This is a genomic window from Helicobacter mesocricetorum, from assembly GCF_900198605.1.
Classification (GTDB): Bacteria; Campylobacterota; Campylobacteria; order Campylobacterales; family Helicobacteraceae; genus Helicobacter_D; species Helicobacter_D mesocricetorum.
In genome coordinates this window covers 1-22,097 of record NZ_FZPJ01000038.1, presented here as the reverse complement: position 1 = coordinate 22,097, position 22,097 = coordinate 1, and the positions used below count along the sequence as shown (strand labels likewise).

Below are 22,097 nucleotides of genomic sequence, written 5' to 3'. Positions count from 1 at the left end.
CTTATCCGATAATTTTGTAATATTTTTCTAAGAAGATTTGATTGGCTCTGCCATCAAATTTCCTTATCCCTAATATCTCCAAACTAAGCTCAACTGCATTAACCACCCAAGCAATTTCGTTTAAAGCAATAAGTCCCATATGATTAATCCTAAAAATCTTGCCTTTCAAATTATCTTGTCCGCCAGCTACATTAACCCCAAAATTATTCTTAAGGATTTTTCGTAAATCCTCACTTAATTCATTAAAAATCGTTGTCATCGCTAGAGCGGGGACTTTAGGATAAATCTTCAATCCTATTCCCTCCATTGCCTCATTAGTCGCTAAAGATCTAGCCCTTGTTTGTGCATAAAATGTTTCCGCACCCTTTTCTTGAAACTTTTGCAAAAATGCGCAAAGCCCTATAATAATAGTAGTAGGGGCTGTCCAAGCAGTGGTGTTTTTAACCTGATTTTTAAGCTCTGTTTTAAGGTTAAAATAAAATCCAATATTCCTCTCCTCAATTTTTTTAACAGCTTCATCACTAAGCCCAATAATACTCATTCCCGGTGGCAACATAAAAGCCTTTTGCGAACCTCCAATTAAAGCATCTACACAACTTACCTCTAAAGGCTCTACTCCCATAGCGGTAATAGAATCAATAATCACCATAATCTTAGAATTATGAGCTTTGATAACTTTTGCAATTTCTTCATAAGGATGTCTTAACCCACCTGCACTCTCACACACTTGCATACAAATAGCATCAATATCAGGGTTTTCTTTTAATACCTCTAAAATAGATTCTACACTTACAGGAGTATCCCACTCATTTTTAATCTCTATTAAAGGGATATTAAAAGCTTTGGCAATCTTGCCAAAACGTTCGCCAAACTTTCCGCTATTAACACTTAAGAGTTTTTTTGCACAAAGCGAAGTTACACACGCTTCCATTGCTCCGCTTCCAGAACTTGCAAGCATTAGCACTTCAGGCATTTTAAGCATTTGTTTTAAGCCCTCCCTTGCCTTAGCAAAAAGGGATTCAAACTCTGAAGTTCTATGATGAATCGTAGGCTCACCCATAGCCATACGCATAAATTCTGGAGTAGGTGTTGGACCAGGGGTAAAAAGTAACATATAAAACTCCTAAACTCAAATTTGTGAAATTATAACAACTGCAACTTTAAATTAGCAACGCCCTATTTTCTAGCTTTAAATTTTGATTTTAAACTTCCTAAAATTGGAGTGGAATAAATAAAAAGCTTTGCATTTAATCTCTTTAGATAGTCTATTTCTCCTCTTTTAGGAGATGTACTAGAGATACAAATGCGTTTGATAGCAAAAGGATCGCAAGATTCCACACAAACACCTCCCTCTATTGTAGAAAAGGCAAAAGAATACCCACATTCTCTCAAAACCTCCTGCGATAAAGTATTGAATTTTCCTCTAGGGTAGCAAAACCCAAAGATATCTTTTTGCGGAAAAAGCTCTGCTATTTTATGCTTAGAGGTGTGTAATTCAAACTCCAAAGATTCCTTATTTTGGGTATTGCAATTATAATGTGAAGCAGTATGGCTATCAAAAGCCATCCATTCCCTCATCGCAAAAATTTCTTCCGCAGTTAGAAAATACTCCACATCAGAGACATAATCAATTTCTTTATGGGGTTTAAAAACAGGCTCTTTTTGCCTTCTTTCTTGAATGGTATCAGTAATCAAAAAACAAACCGATGGAATCTTAAGCTCTTTTAAAACAGGAAACCCATACTTATAGACATCAAAATAACCATCATCAATACTTAAAAGCACTTGTTTTTTAGAAGGATTCTTACCCGATTGCAAAATCTCTATGAATTTCTCATAAGAAATGAAGTTATAGCCCTTTTGTTTAGTGTTTATAAGAGCTTTACTTAATAATTGTGGGCTTACACTTAACCAATCTTCAAAAGGATGAATATGGTGCAAGGTAAGGATACAAATAGGATAATTCATAAATTTTTCCTTTTTAACCTTTACAAATTAAACAAGACTAAATTCCTTAACTTCTAATCTCTAAATAAGCCCTTAAACTATCTCTTGTCCAAACTTCTTGCTCTCTCTGAAAGCTCTGATAACTTTGCAAAACTCTCTTAAAGTCTGGATTTTTCGCACTTTCTTCATCAAGTACTTGCGCTAAAGTATCTTTAAAGGCTTGGATAATCTCTGGAGAAAATGTCCTAATCTTTGCCCCTTGATTTTTCAATCGCTCCATTGCCTTTGCATTATAAAACTGCCCCATAGCTGTCATTTGTAAATGCGCTTCTTTACTTGCAAACTCTAAAATATTTTGCACTTCTTTAGGGTAGCTCTCCCATTTTTGCTTATTAAAAACAAATTCCGTAATCGAACCTGCTTCCTGCCAAGGCGTATAATAATAAGGGGCTACTTTATAAATATCAAGTTTTTCATCAAAAGCAGGAGAAACCCATTCTGCTGCATCTAAAACTCCCCTCTCTAAATTAGGAACAATTTCTGCACCCGGAGTGCTTTTTGGCGCAGCCCCAAGTTTAGCTAAAATCTGTCCTGCCACCCCTACCATACGAATCCTCAATCCCTCAAAGTCTTTTAAGGTATTCATCTCCTTTTTATACCAACCCGCCATTTGGATACTTGTTGCACCCCCTAAGAGAGGATAAAGATTATATTTTCCTGCAATCTCCCTCCATAAATCCATACCCTCTCCATATAAATACCAAGCATTAACCTCGCTATCAATCATACCAAAGGGAATCCCAGAAAAAAGATTAAAAGCAGTGTTTTTACCCTCCCAATAATAAGGCGCAGAATGATACGCATCAATTTGCCCACTACTGACCGCATCAAAGACTCCAAGCGCAGGGACAAGCTTACCTGCTGGAAAAATCTCTATCTTAATAGAACCCTCACTTAATTCACCAACTACCTTAGCATAGTGTTTTACTATATCTGATAATATCGGTAAAGTAAGCGACCAACTCATCGCAAGAGAAATTTTTAAATTTGTTTTCTTAGGAACTTTAGCCCCTACACTCTCTCCCTCTTTTACCTCATCTTTACAACCTGCTAATGCTGCCATACCAGCAACACCAACCGCACCTAAAGTAGTCTTTGTAATAAAATCGCGTCTTTTCACAATATCTCCTTAAAAAATAAATCTCAAAATTCTACCCCAATCTTCACTATCTAGTGTAAGTTTTGGGAATAAAAACACCACTACTAATACTAAAAGTTGCAACAAAATAAAAGGCACAACCCCTTTATAAATCTCATAAATCTTAATACATTCTCCTACTGCTGATTTTAAAAAGAAAATAGAAAACCCAAAAGGAGGGGTTAAAAAACTCGTTTGTAAATTAATCGCAACAAGTAAAGCAAACCATAACATATTAATCTCATAATGTATAGCAATACCTGCTAAAATGGGTAAAACAATATAACATATCTCAAAAAAATCAATAAAAAAACCTAAAATAAAAATAACCAACATAGCAATAAGCACAAAATATAAAGGAGAATCCAAATATTCTAAAAAAAACTCCAAAATTACACTATCTCCACCTAAACCATTAAATACAAGCGTAAAACAATTAGCGCCCACTAAAATAGCAAATACCATACCACAAAAAAGTATTGTCTCTCTCCCTGCAATATGGAGTAAATGCAAATCTAATCGCCCCTGTAAAAATGCTAAAATTAAAGCACCTACCACACCTACGGCTGCTGCTGCAGTTGGCTCTATAAACCCCCCTAAAATACTCCCTAAAACAAGAATAATTAAAACAATAGGTGGAACAACGGCTTTAAGTGTTGGCAATACTAAAGATTTAAAATTACTTGGATTTGGACTAGCTGGTGCAAAATGAGGGAGAAAGAAGACAACGGCTAAAACAAAAAGAATATAAGCCGCTATAAGTAAAATGCTAGGCAAAATAGCCGCACTAAATAAATCCCGCACACTTAATTGCAAAACATCTGCTAAAACAATAAGAATAATAGAGGGCGGAATTATCTGTCCTAATGTCCCACTTGCAGCAACTACACCAGAGAGAAAACTCTTATTATATTGCGCCTTTATCATCACAGGAACTGCAATCACCCCCATCATTACAACCGTAGCACCAACAATACCCGTGCTAGCTGCTAATAAAGTTCCTACGATAATCACCCCAATAGCAGCTCCTCCACCAAGTGAGCCAAACAATTTGGCAATAGAGCTTATAAGCCGCTCTGCAATTCCGCTACGTTCTAGTATCATCCCCATAAGGATAAACAAAGGAATACTCATCAAGGTCGTATTACTAAAAATCCCCTCTAAACGATTAGGCAAAAAAGAGAGAATATAAGGATTATCCCCAAAAAACACCAAATAACTGCCGACAATTAACCCACTAGAACCAAAGGCAAAAGCAACAGGCACACCAATTACTAGCAAAATAATACTAAGAACAATAAGAACCAACAATTCCATCGCCTTATTCCTTGTTTAAATCTCTTGTTTTTTATTCAGCAAAGAACAAAACATTTTTAAAGATTCTACAACACTTTGCAAAGCCAATAAAATAAACCCCACAACTACAAAAGACTTAAAAATAAAATAATAAGGTATCTTACCATTAGGAGAAGACTCACCTATTCTATAAGAGTGAATCATAAAATCCAAACCATATTTTGCAATCACCAAACAAAAAGGAAAGATAAAACACAGATTAATAAGTAACCAACTTATGCTTTTGGCTCTTTTAGAATATCGTATATAAAACAAATCCAAACGCACATGTCTATCTTGCTTTAAAGTATAAGGGAAGGTTAAAAGTATCATTAAGGCAAAACAATAAAGGCTAAAATCCTCTAATTGGCTATTCACATAAGAAAAATTTAACGCCACTGCTAAACCAAAAATCAATAAACAAAGAATCCACAAAAGAAGAATAGAAATCCTTGCCACGCCATCACTTATTTTTTCTATACCCGAAGTAATCTTTAACAAAATCTGCATTCTAACCATCTTTATAATATTCAATTTTAGCTTTAGAACCTAAATTATCTCAAAAAATTCAAGAAAATTCAAGAACTCTAAAGCACACAAAACATTCCCATACTCCTTATAATTTGGTAAAATATCCACTAAATTCAAAGATAAGGAATACCTATGCGACAAACTATTGATTTACTCAAGGCTCATAATGAGCTAAAAATCATAACAGAGCCTTTAGATATTGATTTAGAAATTCCTCATCTAGCCTATTTAGAAGTGAAAAAAGAAGATTCTAAAGCCCTGCTTTTTACCAATCCTATCAATAAAGCAAGGCAACAATATTTTCAAACCCCTGTTTTAATGAATCTCTTTGGGAGTTTCAAAAGAGTAGAACTCATCATTGGCAATACAGAAAAAATTGCAGATGAGATTACATATCTGCTCAAACTAAAACCGCCCAAAGACTTCAAACATACTTTAAAACTACTTCCAAAATTGCTCCACTTACGCTTTCTAGCCCCGAAGCTTCTGAAAGAAAGGGGGCTTTGCCAAGCCCTTATCCAAAGAGATAATGCGCTAGATTTACAATCTCTACCTATCTTGAAAACTTGGAGTGAGGATGGAGGGGCATTTATCACTATGGGGCAGTGCTACACACAAAGCCTTGATGGGGATGTTAAAAATCTTGGAATGTATCGCTTGCAAGTTTATGATAAGAATCATTTGGGCTTGCATTGGCAGCTCCACAAAGATTCTATGAATTTATTAGAATCTTATAAAAAGGCAAAGCAAAAAATGCCTGTTAGCATTGCCATAGGTGGAGACCCTCTTTATACTTGGTGTGCGACAGCTCCCCTCCCTTATGGGATCTTTGAGCTTATGCTCTATGGATTTATCCGCAAAAAAAGACCCCAAATGGTAAAATGCCTTAGTAATGACTTATATGTCCCTTATGATTGCGATTATGTGATAGAAGGCTTTGTAGAGCCTGATAGCTTAAGAGATGAGGGAAAATTTGGGGATCATACCGGATTTTACACACCTATTGAACCCTATCCCGTGTTAAAAGTAGAGGCTATAACCTCTAAGGCAAATCCTATCTATCTAGCCACCGTTGTAGGCAAACCCCCTTTAGAGGACAAATATCTAGGCTATCCCACAGAGCGAATCTTTTTGCCACTTCTACAAACCACGACACCTGACTTGATAGACTATTATATGCCAGAAAATGGTGTATTCCATAATCTCATCTTGGCTAAAATCAAAGTGCGTTTTAAAGGACAAGCCCAGCAAACTATGCACGCATTTTGGGGGGTTGGGCAAATGAGCTTTGTCAAACACGTTATTTTCGTAGGAGAAAATGCCCCCTCTTTAAAAGAAGAAGCCATTATCCCCTATATCCTTAATCGCTTTAGCGTTGAAAACTGCCTCCTTACAGAGGGGATTTGCGATGTGCTAGACCACGCTTGTAGCGAATATGGTTATGGAGGGAAATTGGGGATTGATTGCACAGGAGAAGAGATAGAAAAAACCTTAGAAATATTAAGCGATGAACCCTTGCAAGAACTCTTAAATCCTCTTTTTAAAAACATTAAAAACTTAAGACAATTTTACACTTCGACAAAAAACCCCATTACCCTAATTGGTATTGACAAAAAAACGAGCCTACAAACTATTTTTAAGAAAAATCCTCCAAAAACTCTCAATAAACATTTAAGTATAGCCATATTCTTAGACTATCATAAAAACGACCTAGAAAATCTCTATATGATTCTTTGGAGAGTGGTTAATAATATCGACGCCAAAAGGGATATAAAGATTATTGATTCGATGATTTTTATCGACGCAACCGATAAAAATAGCAAAGATGGCTATACAAAAGAGTGGCCCAAAGAAACAGATTGTTCCAAAAAAGTCTTAAAATCCCTCCAAAAGAAAGGCTTATTAGAGGATATTGAAGATTTAGAAGCATTTTATAAGAAATTCCATATTGATAAATCCTATTCTTAAACATCAAGGAATTGCTTAGAAATTGTCAAAAACTTCTTAACAATTTTGGGGCATAATCCCACAATTCAATTTAAAGGCTCTAATCAATGAACAAATCTATAAAAGAATCTCGAAAAATGTGGATTAAAAACTTAAGAACACAAATTACCAATTTGCGTTTATTAGACAAAAGCGACAAAGAAATTAAAAAACAAACCAAAAAAGAATTTACACAACATTGCACTTTTACCGAATTGTGTATGCAAAAGATATTCATTATGCTACTTATTGGCTTTGTATTCTTTGGGATGCACATTAGCTATGCTATCTTAATGTGGGAGATGCATATTTATGAATTTAGTATAAACTTTTCGCCCTATACCTCTATGATTTTATTTGCGTTAATTGGCATACTTCTATTAGGTATTTTTACTTTTTGGTTTAGCTTTTTTGTAGATTGGTTAAGATATTACAAAATTATTAATGATGGCTTAGAGGAACATTTCTACTTAAAACTTTGCAAAGCCTTGTTAATCTTAGCCTTTATTGGTTTTATTATCTTTATGATTATGGTTTTTGCCGTAGGTTGGCAGATTTCAAACCTCCACCAAATACCGCTAGGAAAAAGCCTATTTAATACCTTCATAGAGATAATAGATTGATAGAAATAGGCACTATACAAAAACTAAAAATTTGCAAATTTAGCGAAGCTGGTGCTTATTTGCGACATTATAATCAAGAGATTTTGCTACCCAATAAATATTTACTAGATACCTTAAAAATAGGTGATGAAGTGGAGGTTTTTTTATATCACGATTCAGAGGATAGACCTATTGCTACAACCCTAAAACCCAAAGCACTCAAAGGAGAAATTGCCATTCTTACAATCACGGATAAAAATGAGTTTGGTTGTTTTTTAGAGCTTGGAATCGCAAAAGATTTATTTATGCCATCTCCCACACCGCAAAATTTCGTTTTAGGGGCTAAAATAGCGGTTTTCATAGATACCGACAAAGAAAACCGCCTAATTGCCAAATACAATCTAAAGCCTTATTTAAAAAACTTCAAAACCCCCAACCCTTTGAAAATTTCTGATAAAGTCAGGATTATTCCTTTTAGGGATACACCTTTAGGCTATGAATGCCTTATTAATAAAACCTATTTGGGACTTTTGTATAAAAATGAGATTTTTGAAAATCTTAGTCTTTTTGAGGAAAAGGAAGCTTTTATCAAAAAATTCTATCCCAATGGCAAATGCGACTTATGCCTAAAAAATCCTAAAGAAAGAGCCAACACCCAAAAAGATTCCCAAAAAGTCTTAAAAGCCTTAGAACAACATCAAGGAATCTTACCGCTTCATTATGATAGCCCACCAGAGGAGATTTTAAAGTTTTGCACTATGAGTAAAAAAGCCTTTAAAAGAAGTCTTACGCAACTCCTTAAAGAACAAAAAATCCTTTTATGCCCCAAAAAATCTATCCAACTGCCAAGAAAAAAGTCGCTTTAATGTATAGGAATCTATTTTTGCTTTTAAATCTAGTTTTAAACAAGCACTATAATCTTATCAATAACCCTAACTTAAAGGAATAACAATGCAAAATATTCAAAGACCCCTACCCTTTGTTTTAGCCTCTACTAATACAGGGGCTATGATAGTTAATTATCTTGATAGAAACGAAAATGCCTATGGTGCTTATGGGGTGGGTTATCAATACCTACAAACTGCAAGTTTTGATGCCCTAGAAGTGAGCAATGTAATAGAGCTTTTAAAGCTTAGAAGAGAGTATTTTAAAGATGGGGTTTTCGCTCTTGATTGTGGTGCAAACATAGGAGCGCATACTATTGCTTGGGCTATTGCCACAACGAATTGGGGGGGGGGCTTAGCTTTTGAAGCACAAGAGAGGATTTATTATGCCTTAGCTGGAAATCTTGCGTTGAATAATTGCTTTAATTTTCGTGCTTTAAATGTAGCCCTTGGTTGCCCTAAGAAAAAAGGAGAGTTTTTACAAATCCCTATGCTTGATTATACTAAAGCCTCTTCTTTTGGAAGTTTTGAATTAAAATTTGATGAAAAAAGTGAATTTATAGGGCAAGAAATTAATCCCAACAAAATGCAAAAAGTGCCATTAATTAGTATTGATTCTCTCAATCTTGAAAGAATAGATTTGATAAAGCTTGATGTAGAAAGAATGGAAATGGAAGTCTTAAAAGGAGGGACAAAAAGTATAAAAAAATTTCTCCCTATTTTGCTAATAGAAATCATTAAATCCAACCAAAATGAAATCCAAGAATTTTTACAAAATTTAGGCTATGAGATTTTTTCTATGGGTATAAATATCCTTGCTATCCACAAGCAAGATCCTTCTCTTAAGCATATTAAGCAAAGCCAAGAATAGTAAAGAATAACTAGGGCAAATTCGCTATTTCATTCCTATATGTATCGACTAATAAGTCAGTCTAACTTCTTATTGCAAGAGTATAGCAAAGGTATAGGGGTATAGAAGCATTTATAAACTTTAGTTGTTTAAAAAAGGATTCTTTTAAATCCTCTAGGAATATTCTAAATATTGCTTCCCAACAAAGTTAATCTTTTAATAACTCCTCAAACTCCTTCTCACTAAGAATCCTCACCCCAAACTCCTGTGCTTTGGTGAGTTTAGAACCTGCATCCTCACCACAGAGTAAAAAATCGGTTTTTTTAGAAACACTGCTGCTAACTTTAGCCCCAAGAGATTCTAAAAGCTCTTGATAATGCTCTCGCCTTTGTGAGAGTGTGCCAGTAATGACAAAAACCTTTCCACTAAGTTTGGAATCCTCTTTAATCGCATTTTCATAGCTTGGGTTTAAAATCTCAAAAAGCTTCAAAAGTCGCTCTTTATTCACCCTGCAAAACTCCAATAAAGAATTTGCCATCTCCTCACCAAAACCATCTAGCAAAAGAAAATCTTGCAAATCTTTTGTATAAAAATCCAACCCAAAAGTATTTGCCAACTTCTTACTCGCCCCCTCTCCAATATGCTCAATCCCTAAAGCATTAATCAAACGCCAAAGCTCTACTCCCTTACTTTTCTCAATAGCATTTAAGAGATTATGAATCTTTTTCTCCTTAAAGCCCTCTAATCCCTCAAAATCCTTAGCACTTAAGCAAAAAATATCCTCTAAACAAGCAATTTTACCCCTCTCAAAGAGTAGCTCTACAATCTTCTCTCCCAAACCATCAATATTAAGGGATTTTTTACTTACAAAATGAATAATAGAGTTTTTCACCCTTGCTTTGCAACTTAAATTTTGACACTTAATAAGCTTCTCTTCAATCAAAAGCTCACTTCCGCAAATAGGGCAATTTGTAGGGATTTCACATTGCTTCTGTGTCCCATCACGTAAGTTAGGGAGTGATTTAATAATCTTGGGTATCACATCTCCGCTGCGGATAAGAAGCACATAATCATTAATCCAAATATCCTTTCGCTTGATTTCATCAAAATTATGCAAAGTCGCTCGAGAAACCCTAGCCCCCTCTATCTCCACAGGCTCTAAAATCGCCACAGGAGTAACCACCCCTGTCCTACCTACTTGTAACTCAACCCCTAAGATTCTTGTCTTTTTTTCAATGGCTGGGAACTTATACGCACAGGCAAATCGTGGAGATTTTATCGTAAATCCTAATTGCTCTTGCAAAGCAATAGCATCAATCCTAACCACCATTCCATCTAAAGCGATAGGATAAGAATCCCTCTCTTTGATTAAAAGCTGATAAGATTTTTCAATGGCTTTAATATCCTCACAGAGGGTAGAAAAGGGCGAAGCAATAAACCCAAAAGAGCGGACTTTTTGCATTAAAGCAAAAAAGCTCTCCTCCTCAATCTCGCAATACCCAACCCCCCAAGGGATAAATTGCAATTTGCGTTTTGCAGTGATTTTATAATCTAACTGCCTTAAACTTCCCGCAGCGGCATTTCTAGGGTTTGCAAAGAGATTTTCACCTTTTTGAAATCTCTCTTCATTGATTTTTTCAAAGTCCTCTTTGGCAATCACGCATTCCCCACGAATCTCGATTTTTTGTTTATAAGGAATGCTTAGAGGAATGCTCTTAATAGTCTTTGCATTTTGCGTTACTTCTTCGCCAATCTCCCCATTTCCCCTTGTGATTGCCTTGATAAGCAACCCATTTTCATACAAAAGATTTAAGCTCACCCCATCAAATTTAGGATCGACACTAAAGGTAAGATTTTCTCCCCTACTTACTCTTTGTATCCAATCTGTTAATTCTTGAAAAGTAAAGACATCATCTAAGCTCCACATCCTTTGTATATGGGAAGCTTTAGAAAAAGATTCTAAGATTTTATACCCAACTCTTTGAGTTTGAGAATAAGCAAGTGCGGGAAAATTACTGCTAGATTCAAAATCTTTAATTTGATGATAGAGTTTATCATACTCCTCATCCGTAGCGATTGGGTCATCTAAGACATAATAATGCCTAGCCCATAGATTTAAGGTTTTAATACTCTCTAAATACTCTTGGTAATCCATTACAAATCAAGCTTTAGCGATTCATTATCCATAATGCCAATGCCTTTGTTAAGCGTATCCTGTGCTATTTCTTTAGCAGCATTTAAAGAGTGCATTTTATAAGTTCCACATTGAAGCTCATTAGCTTCTGGAATGGCATTCACATCTAAGACATCTTGCATACTCTTCTCCCAAGCGTCTTTTACAGATTCTGCACTTGGCTTCCCAATAAGACTCATATAAAACCCTGTTCGGCAACCCATTGGAGAAATATCAATAATCTCTACTTTATCGCTATTTAAATGATCCCTCATAAACCCTGCAAAGAGATGCTCTAAAGTATGAATCCCCTCTTGGCTTAAAATCTCAATATTTGGCTTACAAAAACGCAAATCAAAAACGCAAACTTCATCGCCTTTTGGAGTGTGCATAACCTTTCCTAATCTCACAGCTGGAGCTGGCATTCTTGTATGATCGACTTTAAAACTATCTAAAAGTGGCATAAAAATCCTTTATTTATTTCTTAAAAGCTTAACACACAAAGACTTAAAAATCTTTTTCTAAAAGCTCTAAAATCTTTAATGTCATACTAGAGATAGGGATTGTTTGTAAAGATTCTTTGTTAAAAAACTCCACAGATTGCGCCAAAGATTCTAAATTTTTAACCCTATAAATATGCAAATCCAAAAGATATTTGGTATAGGAATGCTTTAAGATTCCTAATTTTTGCAAAGATTGGTGGGATTTTAAAAGAGGAAAATTATAAAGATTATAATAAAGCCTCTCTTGACTTTTATGGAGTGCAATGTGTGAATCTTTTTCAAAGATTCCTATATGAAGGCTCTTTTTAATGCTTTTGGGAGTCTTTTTAAGATTCAAAGCTTTCAAATCCTCTTTACCTTTACAAAACTCACTAACAGGGCATAAAAGGCATTTTGGATTGGTAGCTGTGCAAATCAATGCCCCTAAGTCTATCAAAGCTTGATTATGATTAAAGGGATGCTGAATATTTAAAATCTCTCTAGCTTTGCTCTCTAAGAGGCTTTGGGTAGGATTATAAAGAGCAAAAAGCCGAATGAGGATTCTTTTAATATTAGAATCTACAAAACAAACTGCCCTATCAAACCCAAAACAAGCCACCGCCCCGGCAGTATAACTACCAATACCCGGAAGGGTTTTTAATAACTCTACACAATCAGGCAAAACCCCTTGAAAGTCCCTCAAACAAATCTTTGCACATTTTAATAAATGCCTAGCCCTTGTATAATACCCCATTCCCCTCCATTGCAACAACACTTCTTCTTCACTAGCTTTTGCTAGAGATTCCAAAGTAGGAAATTTTTGCAAAAATGGAAAATAATAATGCTCCAAGATAGTTTTAACCTGTGTTTGCTGGAGCATTATCTCACTAACTAAAACCCTATAAGGGCGGTTTGGCATACTTCTATCCCTCCAAGGCAGAGTCCTTCGCCCCTCCTTCTCATACCATCTTAAAAGCTCTGCTTGAAACAAAGAAATATTCATAACACCTATATAAAAGGAAAGATTTCTTCTTTAAAAGTCTTTACATTCCTCTTAAAATCCTCTAAATTAGAGCCAAGTAGCTTCAAAGCCAAAGAAGTAAAAGGAACTCTCATCTGTAATGTCCTAATTTGTTCAATACAATCTTTAGGATTCCCTACAATCATAGATTCTAAAATTTTCTCTTTGTTAAAAAACTCTGCCCTAAATTCCTCATCGCCTGTATCTGCTATTTTTTCAAAGACTAAATTACTCCCCTTTAACATACATTGCGTAAAAATATCTACGGCTATTTGAGCTTTTTCTTTAGCTACATTCCTATCTTCATCAGCATAAAAAGCGCGCGTTAAGACAAACTCATATTCTCTCCTCTTTTGTGAGAAAATTTTATGTATCTCACAAGCCCTACTCTCCTTTAAAGTCAATGAGCCTAAAAAATGATAACCCAAACTAGCCGCTCTTTGTAAAGTTACCTCATCATCACTTGCGATATAAAAGGGGATACAACCTCTAGGATGCGGTCTTAGACTAATATCTTCTAAGCTAAAATATTCTCCTTTGAAATGAATCTGCTCTTTAAAGAGTAGATTATGGATAACCTCTGCACTCTCCATCATAATTTCTCGATTGCTGATAGGATTGTTTTTAGATATATCAAAATAAGAAAAAACTCCTCTAGCAAAACCAAAGAGGAATCTCCCTTGAGAGATTAAATCAAGGGTTGCTATCTCTTCTGCTAATTCAATGGGATGATAATAAGGGAGTAAAAGTGCCGCACTACCAATTTTAATCTTTTTTGTTTTAGCTAAAGCGCAACTAATAAGAGTCATTGCCGAAGAACAGATAGAAAAGCTATTAAAGTGGTGTTCTCCAATCCACATTTCATCAAAACCTAGTTCATCACAATATTGGATTAATTCTAAGGATTCTAAAAGTGTTCTCTCCTCATCATCATTCCAATTCTCCATTAAATTAAAGATTCCACATTTCATAATAGCCTTTCTACAATTACTCATTTTAAGGATTTAGCTTCCTACAAAATACTTCAAAGAAAGCTCTTTTATTCTCCAATAAATCTCTTCAAAATCTACCCCATAGGCTCTACAATCACCAATGGTTGTAAAAAAATTCGTATCCCCAAAAAATCTAGGAATAAGGTGCAAATGGATATGCTCTGGAATACCCGCTCCCCCTGCCTGTTGGATGTTCATTCCCATATTAATGCCCTTTGCCCCAAATTCATTAAGCAATCCTATGCCTTTTTGTGCAAATCTGTGCAAATGCAACCAAATGTCTTCTTTTAAACCACAAGGAGTATCAGTATGATAATGAGGAATAATCAAAAAATGCCCTGGAACATAAGGATACTTATTCATCACGCAAAATATTTTATCATCGCGATAAAAGACTCTATTTTGCGTATCAAGAATCTCCTTAGAAATTTGGCAAAAAATACATTCCTCTTGACTTTCCTTAAAATATCCACTCCTCCAAGGTGCATATAAATACTCCATTCCTCCTATTCCTCCATACAACTTGCTATTAAATTTGCATTAAATATAGCTTGGGGCATCATTAGCAAACAAGATTAAATCTCCGGGTTTTGCTATGGATTTTAAAATCCCTTCAATATTGCTTTTATCTTTTAAAATAACTTTGAGAGGATTATGAATATTCTCTTGTAAAATCTTTGAATTTAATTCTCCTGTAATAATAACGACACCAAAAACGCCATCAATAGCCTTAGCCAAAACTATATTGGATTCTTCATTGCTTTCAACCAAACCCGGAGTAACAATAACTTTTCTGCCATTATGCAAAGAGGCAAGCCTAATGGCTTCAAGCATACCATCAAGGTTTCCATTATAGCTATCATCTAAAATAATCTTGTCATTAACAACAATCTTACTCAAACGATGATTAATAGGCTCTAATTTGCAAATTTGCTTAATAATACTCTCATTTTTCATACCCAAATCTTTAGCCATAGCAATTACTGCACTAAGATTAATCACATTAAAAGCCCCTAAAATTGGAGTGCTTAGGTGCAATTTCTGACCTTGTATTTCTAAATCAAAATCTGTCCCATTTAAGGTTGCTTCTATGTTACTAGCATTTTGTGGAAAATTTACAATAGGGACAAGGCAATGCGTAGGTTGAATATTTTCTTTATAGATATACACTCGTTGCAAACGTCTGCTCTCTAAAATTTCATATTTTGCCTTATAAATTGTCTCTATATCTTTAAAATATTCAATATGGGCTGCCCCAATCTTTCCCACTACAACAATTTGGGGAGCCACTAAATCAACAATCTCTTGAATATCCCCCAATCCCCTAGCTCCAGCTTCAACGATATAAATATCATTAAGCGGTGAGAGGTTTTGGTTAATATCTGCAATAATACCAGTAAGAGTATTGACGCTTCTTGGGGTAGCATAAACTTTAAAAGATTCTTGCAAAACTTGCAGTAAGAAATTCTTTAAGCTTGTTTTGCCATAGCTCCCTGTAATAGCGATAATAATTAAATTTTGCATACTCTCTAATTTGTCTTGAGCAAGTTTCTTATAACGATTAAGCAAAATTTTTTCTATCAAAAAAGAAAGCGTAAGCGAGATAGGCAAGGGGAATAAATAAACTATTTGTATAAAAATAGAGTATTTGGCAATACTTAGTAAAAGTAGTTCATTAAAAAGAATAAAAACAATATAAAGCCCAAAAAACCGAAGCACCCTTCCTGTAAAGACTAATTTATTACTAAGATTAAAAATCCAATACCCCAAAAACGCAAGATAAAAATAAATCAAAAGATAAAAATAAAGATTATTGGGGAGAAAAACAAAATAAATAATAGGCAAAATAAAATAGAATAAATGCCATTTTTGCTTATGGTGCTTAAAGATAATACGAGAAATTTTATAATGATACCATTGTAGATTTGTAATAATATAATACCCAAGTGCAATAAGAAAAATCCATCTTGTTGTCATAATGAAAAAATCAATATTCTGCACTATCTAATCCTTAGATTCTAAAATTTGGGAATTCTAACAAAATAAAGTTAAAGAATGCCTCAAACACTCCATTCTTTTAAGAAAATGCTCCAAGAAGAGTAGCTTCGATAGCTTTTGCCTGGGTTAAACAAAAATAATGATCTCCTTTTAGAGGAATAAAGCTTGAATCTTTAATTAAAGAATGTATCTTTTCTCCCGCATATAGGGGGGTTACCTTATCATCTTCCCCCCAAAAAATCCAAGCTTTCTTATGAAAGTTTGCAAAAATCTCTGAAAAATCTTCATCCACGACATTTTTTAAAGTTTGATACATAACTTCTTCCATCCCAGCAATATCCTTAGAGCGTAAAAAATCTTTAAGGTGATTATGCAAATAAGGAAAGCTTTTATGAAGAATCTTGGTTATCCTAATCTTAGAAGTTACAGAAAAAGGCTTAGGTAGCAAAATCCCAGCACTACTTAACAAAATCAATCGTGGGGGATTTAATAAAGTTGCAATCTTCCCACCAAAACTATGCCCAAAGATTGCAAAAGGCTCTATCTTTAAGTCCTGTAAAAAAAGGGATAAAATCTCTTGATAATCCTTAGAGGTAAGCCCAAAGGGTGGGAGGGTAGATTTTCCAAATCCGGGCATATCAATATATAAATGCCGATACTCTTTAAAGCAGTCTTGAAAAGCCTGTTTCATCAAAGCCTTATTAGAACCCCAACCATGCAAAAAAATCAATGTCTTGCAAAGATCAAAATTCACAAACTCATAGGAGATTCCAAAAACTTCACCTCTAAATACCAATGTCTTTTGAGCCACTATTTGCCTTTAGCAAAATGGATTTTATGCAAGAATTCATAAGAGACTTTAATATCCTTTTGCGTTGGGAGATTTTGTGCAAGAATTTGTAAATCTTTATAAAAATCTTGGAATAAATAATTCGCTAAACTCCCAGGTATGGGATTAATCTCATTGAGATACACTTCATTTTCTCGCACAAAAAAATCACAACGAATTAAAGCCCCCTCAAAACAATTCTCATAAATCCTTTGAAAAGCTTCTTGCAAGGATTGTTTTAAAGCCTCATTAATATCTGCTTCTTTGGTTTGTTGTGTCCGTGCAAAATCAAGATATTTTTTCTCAAAATCCAAAATTTCTTTTTTTTGTGGTTCTTCAATAAAAGAAAAGTGCATACCATCTTTAGCTTTGTAACCCGCTAAATTGTATTCCTTAATATTATTAAAAAAGGGTTCTATGACAACTTTATCATCATATTCAAAAGCTTGTTCTAGCGCATATTGCAGCTCTTCTTGAGATTTTGCAATAGCAATGCCTAATGAGCTACCAAGTCTTGCAGGTTTGATAATCAAAGGATAATCCACCCCATTAAGGGTATCTCCTTTATAAAAAATCTTATAATCTAAAGTTGGTATGCCACGACTTTTAGCATAAATCTTCGTAAGCTCTTTATCACAGCTTAAAACACAAGCAGGGTTTCTAGGTCCAATAAAAGGAATATTATAAAATTCTAAAAGTGAGGCAATTACTCCATCTTCCCCATCAAAGCCGTGGATAAGGTTTAAAATCACAGGAAGTTCTAAAGGCTTTTCGCCCCATAGGGTTTTATAAAAAAATCCCCCTTGTTTGGGATAGATTTGTTTTTCCTTTTGGTAAGCTTTGGAGCTAAAAAACTTAGATTGCATTTTATCAGCAGGAATGAGATAAAAACAATGTCTATCGTCTAAAAAAATAAAAAAATTCAGATTTAAAAGAAGCTTTTTCAAAGCAATTGCGCTCACGATACTAATTTCATGTTCATAGGTCTTTCCACCAAATAAAAGACAAAGATTCACAACTTTCCTTATCAAGAGATTAATAACGCAATAATACCATTTATATTATCTTTTTAGGTATGTAAGGATGCAAATGGGTTAGAATCTCATAAGGAATAGTATGAAAAGCTTCCGCCCATTTCTTTACATCATCAAACACACAAATTTCTTCTTCTTCGCTCTCTACACTAATGCAATCCATAGAAGCAGGGGGTAAAATCTTAAAACCCTCTTTGGTATAAAGTTCCATTCCCTCCCTTAAGCGAAAAAGCCCATCCCCATAACCAATATCATAAGTGCTAACCACACAATCTCTACTTAAGGTAGAAGCCCCTCCATAACCTACCCTCTCTCCCTTTTTGAGATTCCTTGAAGAAATCTTTTTTGCCCAAAGGGAGGCTACGGGCTTTAAAGATAGAGGAATACTTAAAATCTCTTCTTGGCATAAATATCCATAAAAGGCAATGCCAATGCGATAGCAATCATCTTGTAGAGATTGAGGAATATTACAATCTGTATTAGCCCTTAGCCCTGCTGAAGAGCAAAGAGAGTGAAAGCGAGGCTTAGGCAGAGAATGTTTCTCACAAAGTTTTAAAACTTCTTTTTTAACCTCCAAAAATGTAGCATTTTGTGCGTAAAACTCACAACCAAAGTTATCCCCAAAGCCATTATGCGTAAAGACTCCTATGAGCTGTAATTTATTTTTAATAATAACCTCAAAAGCTTCCTTTAAGTGATTATAGGCAATTCCATTACGATTCATCCCTGTATTAATCTTTAATTCAATCCTGCTAAAAGGTGGATAATCTTGCAATTTCTCTAAGCTAGAAATACAAAAATAAATATTAGGAGATTCCAAACATTGCCTAAAAAGTGGGGAATGCTCTAAAGGATTTGGATATAAAATACTAATATGTGGAAAAAACTCCACAATCTGTAAAGATTCTTGAATGTTTTTAACAAAACAAGAGATAATCCCACATTCTTTAGCCAAACTTGCCATTTCTTTTAGTCCGTGCCCATAAGCATTATCTTTTAAAACAATAGCAAGCCTTTGGGGATTATTAGGAGATATTACTTGACAAAGCGTATGAAAATTATCAAAAAAATTCTGTGAATGTATCTTTATATAAGGCATATCATCCCCAAATAGAGGGGAAAATTATTTTTTAGGGAGTTTTGAAATATAATCTGCTACGGCTTCAATATCCGCATCGGAGAATTTCCAGTTTTTCATATTTGCATACATAATAGCCTTTGCACCACCATTATCCGCTGTCCCTGCTGCATATCCGTGAAGTTGCTCAATTAACCTTGCTTTATCCATACCACCAATCGTAACTCCGCCTTTACTTCCAGGAGCCACTTTATCCCCATTAACTCCATGACAGGCTATACATTTTTTATAGAGTTCAGCACCATCAGCAGCCATTAAATAACCAGTAGCTAAAACTAAGCTTAATAGAACTTTTTTCATAATGTTCTCCTTGTTTCTTTTTCAAGATTTAAACCTAATTTTTAGGTTTGAATGCAATCATACACTTTTTGTATAAAAAAATTATTAAACTAAAGTTTTTTTTAGGATAAAATTCTAAAAATCTCATAGGGGTTAAAACTTGGGAAAAACAAAACTCTTTGGAACTTCTTTAGAGGCAAAAGCACGCATTTTAGTCTTTAATATTGCTTGTGGTTTATTGTCCTTAGCCATTATCTCTTATATTTTCTATTTTAGTTTAAAATATGACTATGATATACTTTTTACGCAATACAATCATTCTTTAGTAGAACTCGAAGAAATTCGGCAAATCATCAATCAAACACAGAATCTACCCTCCACACAAGAAGGAAAGGTTTTCTTTTTAGAAAATCAAGAGAAAATTAAACAAATTTGGGCAAACTATCAACAATTCCAAACCCACTTAACCAACCAAAATATCCTTAGAGAACTCGGGCTTAAAATTTATCATTTCTTTAATCAAGAAACCAAAATCACTAAAGAAACCAATATCCTAGAGAGAAACTTAGAAAACTCACAAAACCTAAATCTACAAATCCAAGACTTTTTAACCCTACTTGATGGTATCTTAGAGGGAGAAAACATCCAAGAAGAATCCTTAAAAATCTCTATCTACCAGCTAAATAGACAAATCTCTAAGATTATAAGCAACAACCTTAAGCTTATTGAAATAGAAAAAGAACGTAATAACATACTCCATAGCATACTCCACAAAGTAGTTTTAGGCATTATGTGCCTTATTATGCTGATTACTTTATTGTTAAGCTTTTTAATTTTAAAAAATATCAAAACCCTCCATATGCTCTTAGAATCAAAAGTCAAAGAAAAAACTAAAGAGTTACAAAATCTCAATAATTCCTTACAAGAAACCATCGAAAAAGAAGTTTTAGAGAGTCGCAAAAAAGACCAAATTATGTATCAACAAGCAAGACTAGCAAGTATGGGAGAAATGATAGGGAATATAGCCCACCAATGGAGACAACCCTTAAACGCCCTTATGTTGCTTATCCAAACTTTCAAAGTCAAATCCCAAAATGGAAAACTCACGAAAGATTTTATCGATACGCAAGTAGAAGATGGATTAAAAATTGCCAAAAAAATGTCAAGAACCATTGAGGATTTTCGGAATTTTTTTCATAATTCTAGCCAAAAGGAATCTTTTAATCTCAAAGAAAATATAGAAGATTCTGTCTCCCTTGTAGATGCTTTTTTAAAACAAGATGAAATAGATTTAAACATATTATGCCCCCAAACAACCATACTTTATGGGTATAAAAATGCTTTTTCGCAAGTGATTTTAAACCTCATTAAAAACTCTCAAGATGTCTTAAAAGAGCGCAAAATACCAAATCCTAAAATTCTCATTCTTGCCATTGAAGAACAAATAAACCAAAAAGATTATGTTAGAATATTTTTTATGGATAATGCAGGGGGAGTAAAGCTTGATGATATTCAAAAAATCTTTGAACCCTACTTCACAACCAAGCATAAATCCGTTGGAACAGGAATTGGACTTTATATGTCTAAACAAATCATCGAAAAGCAAATGCAAGGCAGTATTGAAGTAAAAAACACCTATTGGAGAGCGACATTACCAATGCTACCACAACCTTATGAGGTTTTAGAAAACGATTTTTATGGGGCGCAGTTTATCATTTCTATCCCCACAAAAAACAATGAAAATGATGAATAAAATTTAGGAAGACAAAATGCCCACAAAAAACAATGAAGCACTCTTAAAAAAGCTAAAAATCCTCTATGTAGAAGATGAAGAAGATATTTTAAAATTAGCAAAAATGGCTTTAGAAGACTATGTAAAAGAGTTTTTCACAGCTAGAAACGGAAAAGAAGCCTTAGAGATTCTAAAAACACAAAATATTGATTTAGTGATTACTGATATTTTAATGCCAAAACTAAATGGCATTAATCTTATTAAAGAGATTAAGAAAAATCCCCTATGGGACATAGCAGTAATTGTCGCCACAGCGCATACAGAAACCCAATATTTACTTGATTGTATAGAATTAAGAGTAGATGGATATATCCTAAAGCCCATTGACATAGAAGATATTTTAAAAACCATTTTAAAGGCTACTTTGCCAAAGTTTCAAGCCAAACAACTCGATGCAAAAAATGTCTTATTAAACGCTATCTCTGTTTTTGTCGGGGGCAGAAAAATAGAAATCATCAAATACCTAATTGAACATAGCGATAAAGAAAATATCTTTTATGGTTCTTATGAAGATATTGTCGAGCAAATCAATGTCAGCAAACCTACCGTTGTAAAGACTTTTAGACAACTCATTGATACAGGATTATTAGTGCGATTAAAAAACAAAATCTACAAACTCCAACCCGATATTTCTGCTTATAAGGATTCCTTGCAATAAAACAAACCAACCATCAAAAAACCCCCAAAGACTTAACTTTAACCCAAATCTTTATTGAACCCCTCCCTCTACAAGCCCTATTTAAGAAATTTAAAACTTCCTTAAATGTTACTATTTTTAAAATTTTCATAAAAATGTGGGGGGGGGGGGCAATTAAGCAAAAAATTAGGGGGGGGGGGGCAATAATCGCAACCCCATTAAAAATTAAGGAGTATCAATGAAATTTTCATTAATCGCATCAAGAGCCTTGATTGGCTTTAGTGTTTTGGTTTCTATTGCAGCCTATGCGGTAGATATTACAAATAATACAGGTTTTACGAACAACTTCCAAAACAATAACGGAAATTGGAGTGTAAAAGCACCGGCCC

General features: G+C 34.3%; 21 protein-coding genes. 6 read left to right on the top strand and 15 right to left on the bottom strand.

Annotated features, from left to right (window positions below):
- Window position 1 precedes the first annotated feature (1 nt).
- The 5 genes from C6H18_RS07750 to C6H18_RS07730 form a co-directional block, all read right to left on the bottom strand.
- Window positions 2-1,114, bottom strand: coding sequence for a pyridoxal-phosphate-dependent aminotransferase family protein (locus C6H18_RS07750; protein WP_104722533.1), 1,113 nt, complete (start codon window positions 1,112-1,114; stop codon window positions 2-4).
- Window positions 1,115-1,176: 62 nt separating this feature from the next.
- Complete coding sequence (locus C6H18_RS07745; protein WP_104722532.1) at window positions 1,177-1,968, bottom strand: polysaccharide deacetylase family protein; 792 nt, start codon at window positions 1,966-1,968, stop codon at window positions 1,177-1,179.
- Between the two features lie 46 nt (window positions 1,969-2,014).
- Window positions 2,015-3,127, bottom strand: coding sequence for a TRAP transporter substrate-binding protein (locus C6H18_RS07740; RefSeq protein ID WP_233704103.1), 1,113 nt, complete (start codon window positions 3,125-3,127; stop codon window positions 2,015-2,017).
- A gap of 9 nt (window positions 3,128-3,136) precedes the next feature.
- Window positions 3,137-4,462: a TRAP transporter large permease gene (locus C6H18_RS07735; protein WP_104722531.1), complete on the bottom strand. Its 1,326-nt coding sequence runs from the start codon at window positions 4,460-4,462 to the stop codon at window positions 3,137-3,139.
- Between the two features lie 15 nt (window positions 4,463-4,477).
- Window positions 4,478-4,990, bottom strand: coding sequence for a TRAP transporter small permease subunit (locus C6H18_RS07730; RefSeq protein ID WP_158654890.1), 513 nt, complete (start codon window positions 4,988-4,990; stop codon window positions 4,478-4,480).
- A 153-nt stretch (window positions 4,991-5,143) separates the two neighbouring features.
- On the opposite strand from C6H18_RS07730, the gene C6H18_RS07725 reads away from it, so the two are divergent.
- From C6H18_RS07725 to C6H18_RS07710, 4 genes are all read left to right on the top strand, one after another.
- Window positions 5,144-6,979, top strand: coding sequence for a menaquinone biosynthesis decarboxylase (locus tag C6H18_RS07725; RefSeq protein WP_104722529.1), 1,836 nt, complete (start codon window positions 5,144-5,146; stop codon window positions 6,977-6,979).
- Window positions 6,980-7,065: 86 nt separating this feature from the next.
- Window positions 7,066-7,620 carry a hypothetical protein gene (locus C6H18_RS07720; RefSeq protein WP_233704102.1) on the top strand — a complete coding sequence of 185 codons (555 nt, stop codon included), beginning with the start codon at window positions 7,066-7,068 and terminating at the stop codon, window positions 7,618-7,620.
- Window positions 7,617-8,465 carry a CvfB family protein gene (locus tag C6H18_RS07715; protein ID WP_233704101.1) on the top strand — a complete coding sequence of 283 codons (849 nt, stop codon included), beginning with the start codon at window positions 7,617-7,619 and terminating at the stop codon, window positions 8,463-8,465. Before C6H18_RS07720 ends, C6H18_RS07715 begins: the two co-directional genes overlap by 4 nt.
- A gap of 85 nt (window positions 8,466-8,550) precedes the next feature.
- The gene (locus tag C6H18_RS07710) at window positions 8,551-9,354 is read left to right on the top strand and encodes an FkbM family methyltransferase (protein WP_104722528.1); all 804 of its coding nucleotides are present in this window, start codon (window positions 8,551-8,553) and stop codon (window positions 9,352-9,354) included.
- Window positions 9,355-9,541: 187 nt separating this feature from the next.
- Here the strand turns inward: C6H18_RS07710 and ligA are convergent, their stop codons facing one another.
- The 10 genes from ligA to C6H18_RS07660 form a co-directional block, all read right to left on the bottom strand.
- A complete protein-coding gene (gene ligA, locus C6H18_RS07705) occupies window positions 9,542-11,488 on the bottom strand; it encodes an NAD-dependent DNA ligase LigA (RefSeq protein ID WP_104722527.1) in 1,947 nt (648 codons plus the stop codon).
- The gene (luxS, locus tag C6H18_RS07700; RefSeq protein ID WP_104722526.1) at window positions 11,488-11,970 is read right to left on the bottom strand and encodes an S-ribosylhomocysteine lyase; all 483 of its coding nucleotides are present in this window, start codon (window positions 11,968-11,970) and stop codon (window positions 11,488-11,490) included. The genes ligA and luxS overlap by 1 nt, the downstream gene beginning before the upstream one ends.
- A gap of 43 nt (window positions 11,971-12,013) precedes the next feature.
- Window positions 12,014-12,991, bottom strand: coding sequence for an A/G-specific adenine glycosylase (gene mutY / locus C6H18_RS07695; protein ID WP_104722525.1), 978 nt, complete (start codon window positions 12,989-12,991; stop codon window positions 12,014-12,016).
- 5 nt (window positions 12,992-12,996) lie between these two features.
- A complete protein-coding gene (locus tag C6H18_RS07690; protein WP_233704100.1) occupies window positions 12,997-14,004 on the bottom strand; it encodes an LLM class flavin-dependent oxidoreductase in 1,008 nt (335 codons plus the stop codon).
- A 9-nt stretch (window positions 14,005-14,013) separates the two neighbouring features.
- A complete protein-coding gene (locus tag C6H18_RS07685; RefSeq protein ID WP_104722523.1) occupies window positions 14,014-14,502 on the bottom strand; it encodes an HIT family protein in 489 nt (162 codons plus the stop codon).
- A gap of 39 nt (window positions 14,503-14,541) precedes the next feature.
- Window positions 14,542-16,002 carry a Mur ligase family protein gene (locus C6H18_RS07680; protein ID WP_199770172.1) on the bottom strand — a complete coding sequence of 487 codons (1,461 nt, stop codon included), beginning with the start codon at window positions 16,000-16,002 and terminating at the stop codon, window positions 14,542-14,544.
- Window positions 16,003-16,078: 76 nt separating this feature from the next.
- Window positions 16,079-16,810 (bottom strand): alpha/beta fold hydrolase, encoded by a 732-nt coding sequence (locus tag C6H18_RS07675; RefSeq protein ID WP_104722522.1) that lies wholly within the window; start codon window positions 16,808-16,810, stop codon window positions 16,079-16,081.
- Complete coding sequence (locus tag C6H18_RS07670; protein WP_104722521.1) at window positions 16,810-17,844, bottom strand: D-alanine--D-alanine ligase; 1,035 nt, start codon at window positions 17,842-17,844, stop codon at window positions 16,810-16,812. Before C6H18_RS07670 ends, C6H18_RS07675 begins: the two co-directional genes overlap by 1 nt.
- Before the next feature lie 40 nt (window positions 17,845-17,884).
- A complete protein-coding gene (locus tag C6H18_RS07665) occupies window positions 17,885-18,961 on the bottom strand; it encodes an alanine racemase (RefSeq protein WP_104722520.1) in 1,077 nt (358 codons plus the stop codon).
- 24 nt (window positions 18,962-18,985) lie between these two features.
- Window positions 18,986-19,300 carry a c-type cytochrome gene (locus C6H18_RS07660; RefSeq protein WP_104722519.1) on the bottom strand — a complete coding sequence of 105 codons (315 nt, stop codon included), beginning with the start codon at window positions 19,298-19,300 and terminating at the stop codon, window positions 18,986-18,988.
- A 139-nt stretch (window positions 19,301-19,439) separates the two neighbouring features.
- Here C6H18_RS07660 and C6H18_RS07655 point away from each other — a divergent pair, with 139 nt between their 5' ends.
- Together C6H18_RS07655 and C6H18_RS07650 are read left to right on the top strand one after the other, a co-directional pair.
- Window positions 19,440-21,032, top strand: coding sequence for a sensor histidine kinase (locus C6H18_RS07655; protein WP_104722518.1), 1,593 nt, complete (start codon window positions 19,440-19,442; stop codon window positions 21,030-21,032).
- A 16-nt stretch (window positions 21,033-21,048) separates the two neighbouring features.
- Entirely contained in the window at window positions 21,049-21,729 is a 681-nt protein-coding gene (locus C6H18_RS07650; protein WP_104722517.1) for a response regulator, read from the top strand.
- The last annotated feature ends 368 nt before the right edge of the window (window positions 21,730-22,097 follow it).

Bases quoted from the DNA above. Each gene is read 5' to 3' on its own strand.
- C6H18_RS07745 (WP_104722532.1), bottom strand. From the start codon at position 1,968: ATGAATTATCCTATTTGTATCCTTACCTTGCACCATATTCATCCTTTT.
- C6H18_RS07750 (WP_104722533.1), bottom strand. From the start codon at position 1,114: ATGTTACTTTTTACCCCTGGTCCAACACCTACTCCAGAATTTATGCGT.
- C6H18_RS07720 (WP_233704102.1), top strand. From the start codon at position 7,066: ATGAACAAATCTATAAAAGAATCTCGAAAAATGTGGATTAAAAACTTA.
- C6H18_RS07730 (WP_158654890.1), bottom strand. From the start codon at position 4,990: ATGCAGATTTTGTTAAAGATTACTTCGGGTATAGAAAAAATAAGTGAT.
- luxS (WP_104722526.1), bottom strand. From the start codon at position 11,970: ATGCCACTTTTAGATAGTTTTAAAGTCGATCATACAAGAATGCCAGCT.
- C6H18_RS07735 (WP_104722531.1), bottom strand. From the start codon at position 4,462: ATGGAATTGTTGGTTCTTATTGTTCTTAGTATTATTTTGCTAGTAATT.
- mutY (WP_104722525.1), bottom strand. From the start codon at position 12,991: ATGAATATTTCTTTGTTTCAAGCAGAGCTTTTAAGATGGTATGAGAAG.
- ligA (WP_104722527.1), bottom strand. From the start codon at position 11,488: ATGGATTACCAAGAGTATTTAGAGAGTATTAAAACCTTAAATCTATGG.
- C6H18_RS07710 (WP_104722528.1), top strand. From the start codon at position 8,551: ATGCAAAATATTCAAAGACCCCTACCCTTTGTTTTAGCCTCTACTAAT.
- C6H18_RS07660 (WP_104722519.1), bottom strand. From the start codon at position 19,300: ATGAAAAAAGTTCTATTAAGCTTAGTTTTAGCTACTGGTTATTTAATG.
- C6H18_RS07650 (WP_104722517.1), top strand. From the start codon at position 21,049: ATGCCCACAAAAAACAATGAAGCACTCTTAAAAAAGCTAAAAATCCTC.
- C6H18_RS07690 (WP_233704100.1), bottom strand. From the start codon at position 14,004: ATGAGTAATTGTAGAAAGGCTATTATGAAATGTGGAATCTTTAATTTA.
- C6H18_RS07685 (WP_104722523.1), bottom strand. From the start codon at position 14,502: ATGGAGTATTTATATGCACCTTGGAGGAGTGGATATTTTAAGGAAAGT.
- C6H18_RS07665 (WP_104722520.1), bottom strand. From the start codon at position 18,961: ATGCCTTATATAAAGATACATTCACAGAATTTTTTTGATAATTTTCAT.
- C6H18_RS07725 (WP_104722529.1), top strand. From the start codon at position 5,144: ATGCGACAAACTATTGATTTACTCAAGGCTCATAATGAGCTAAAAATC.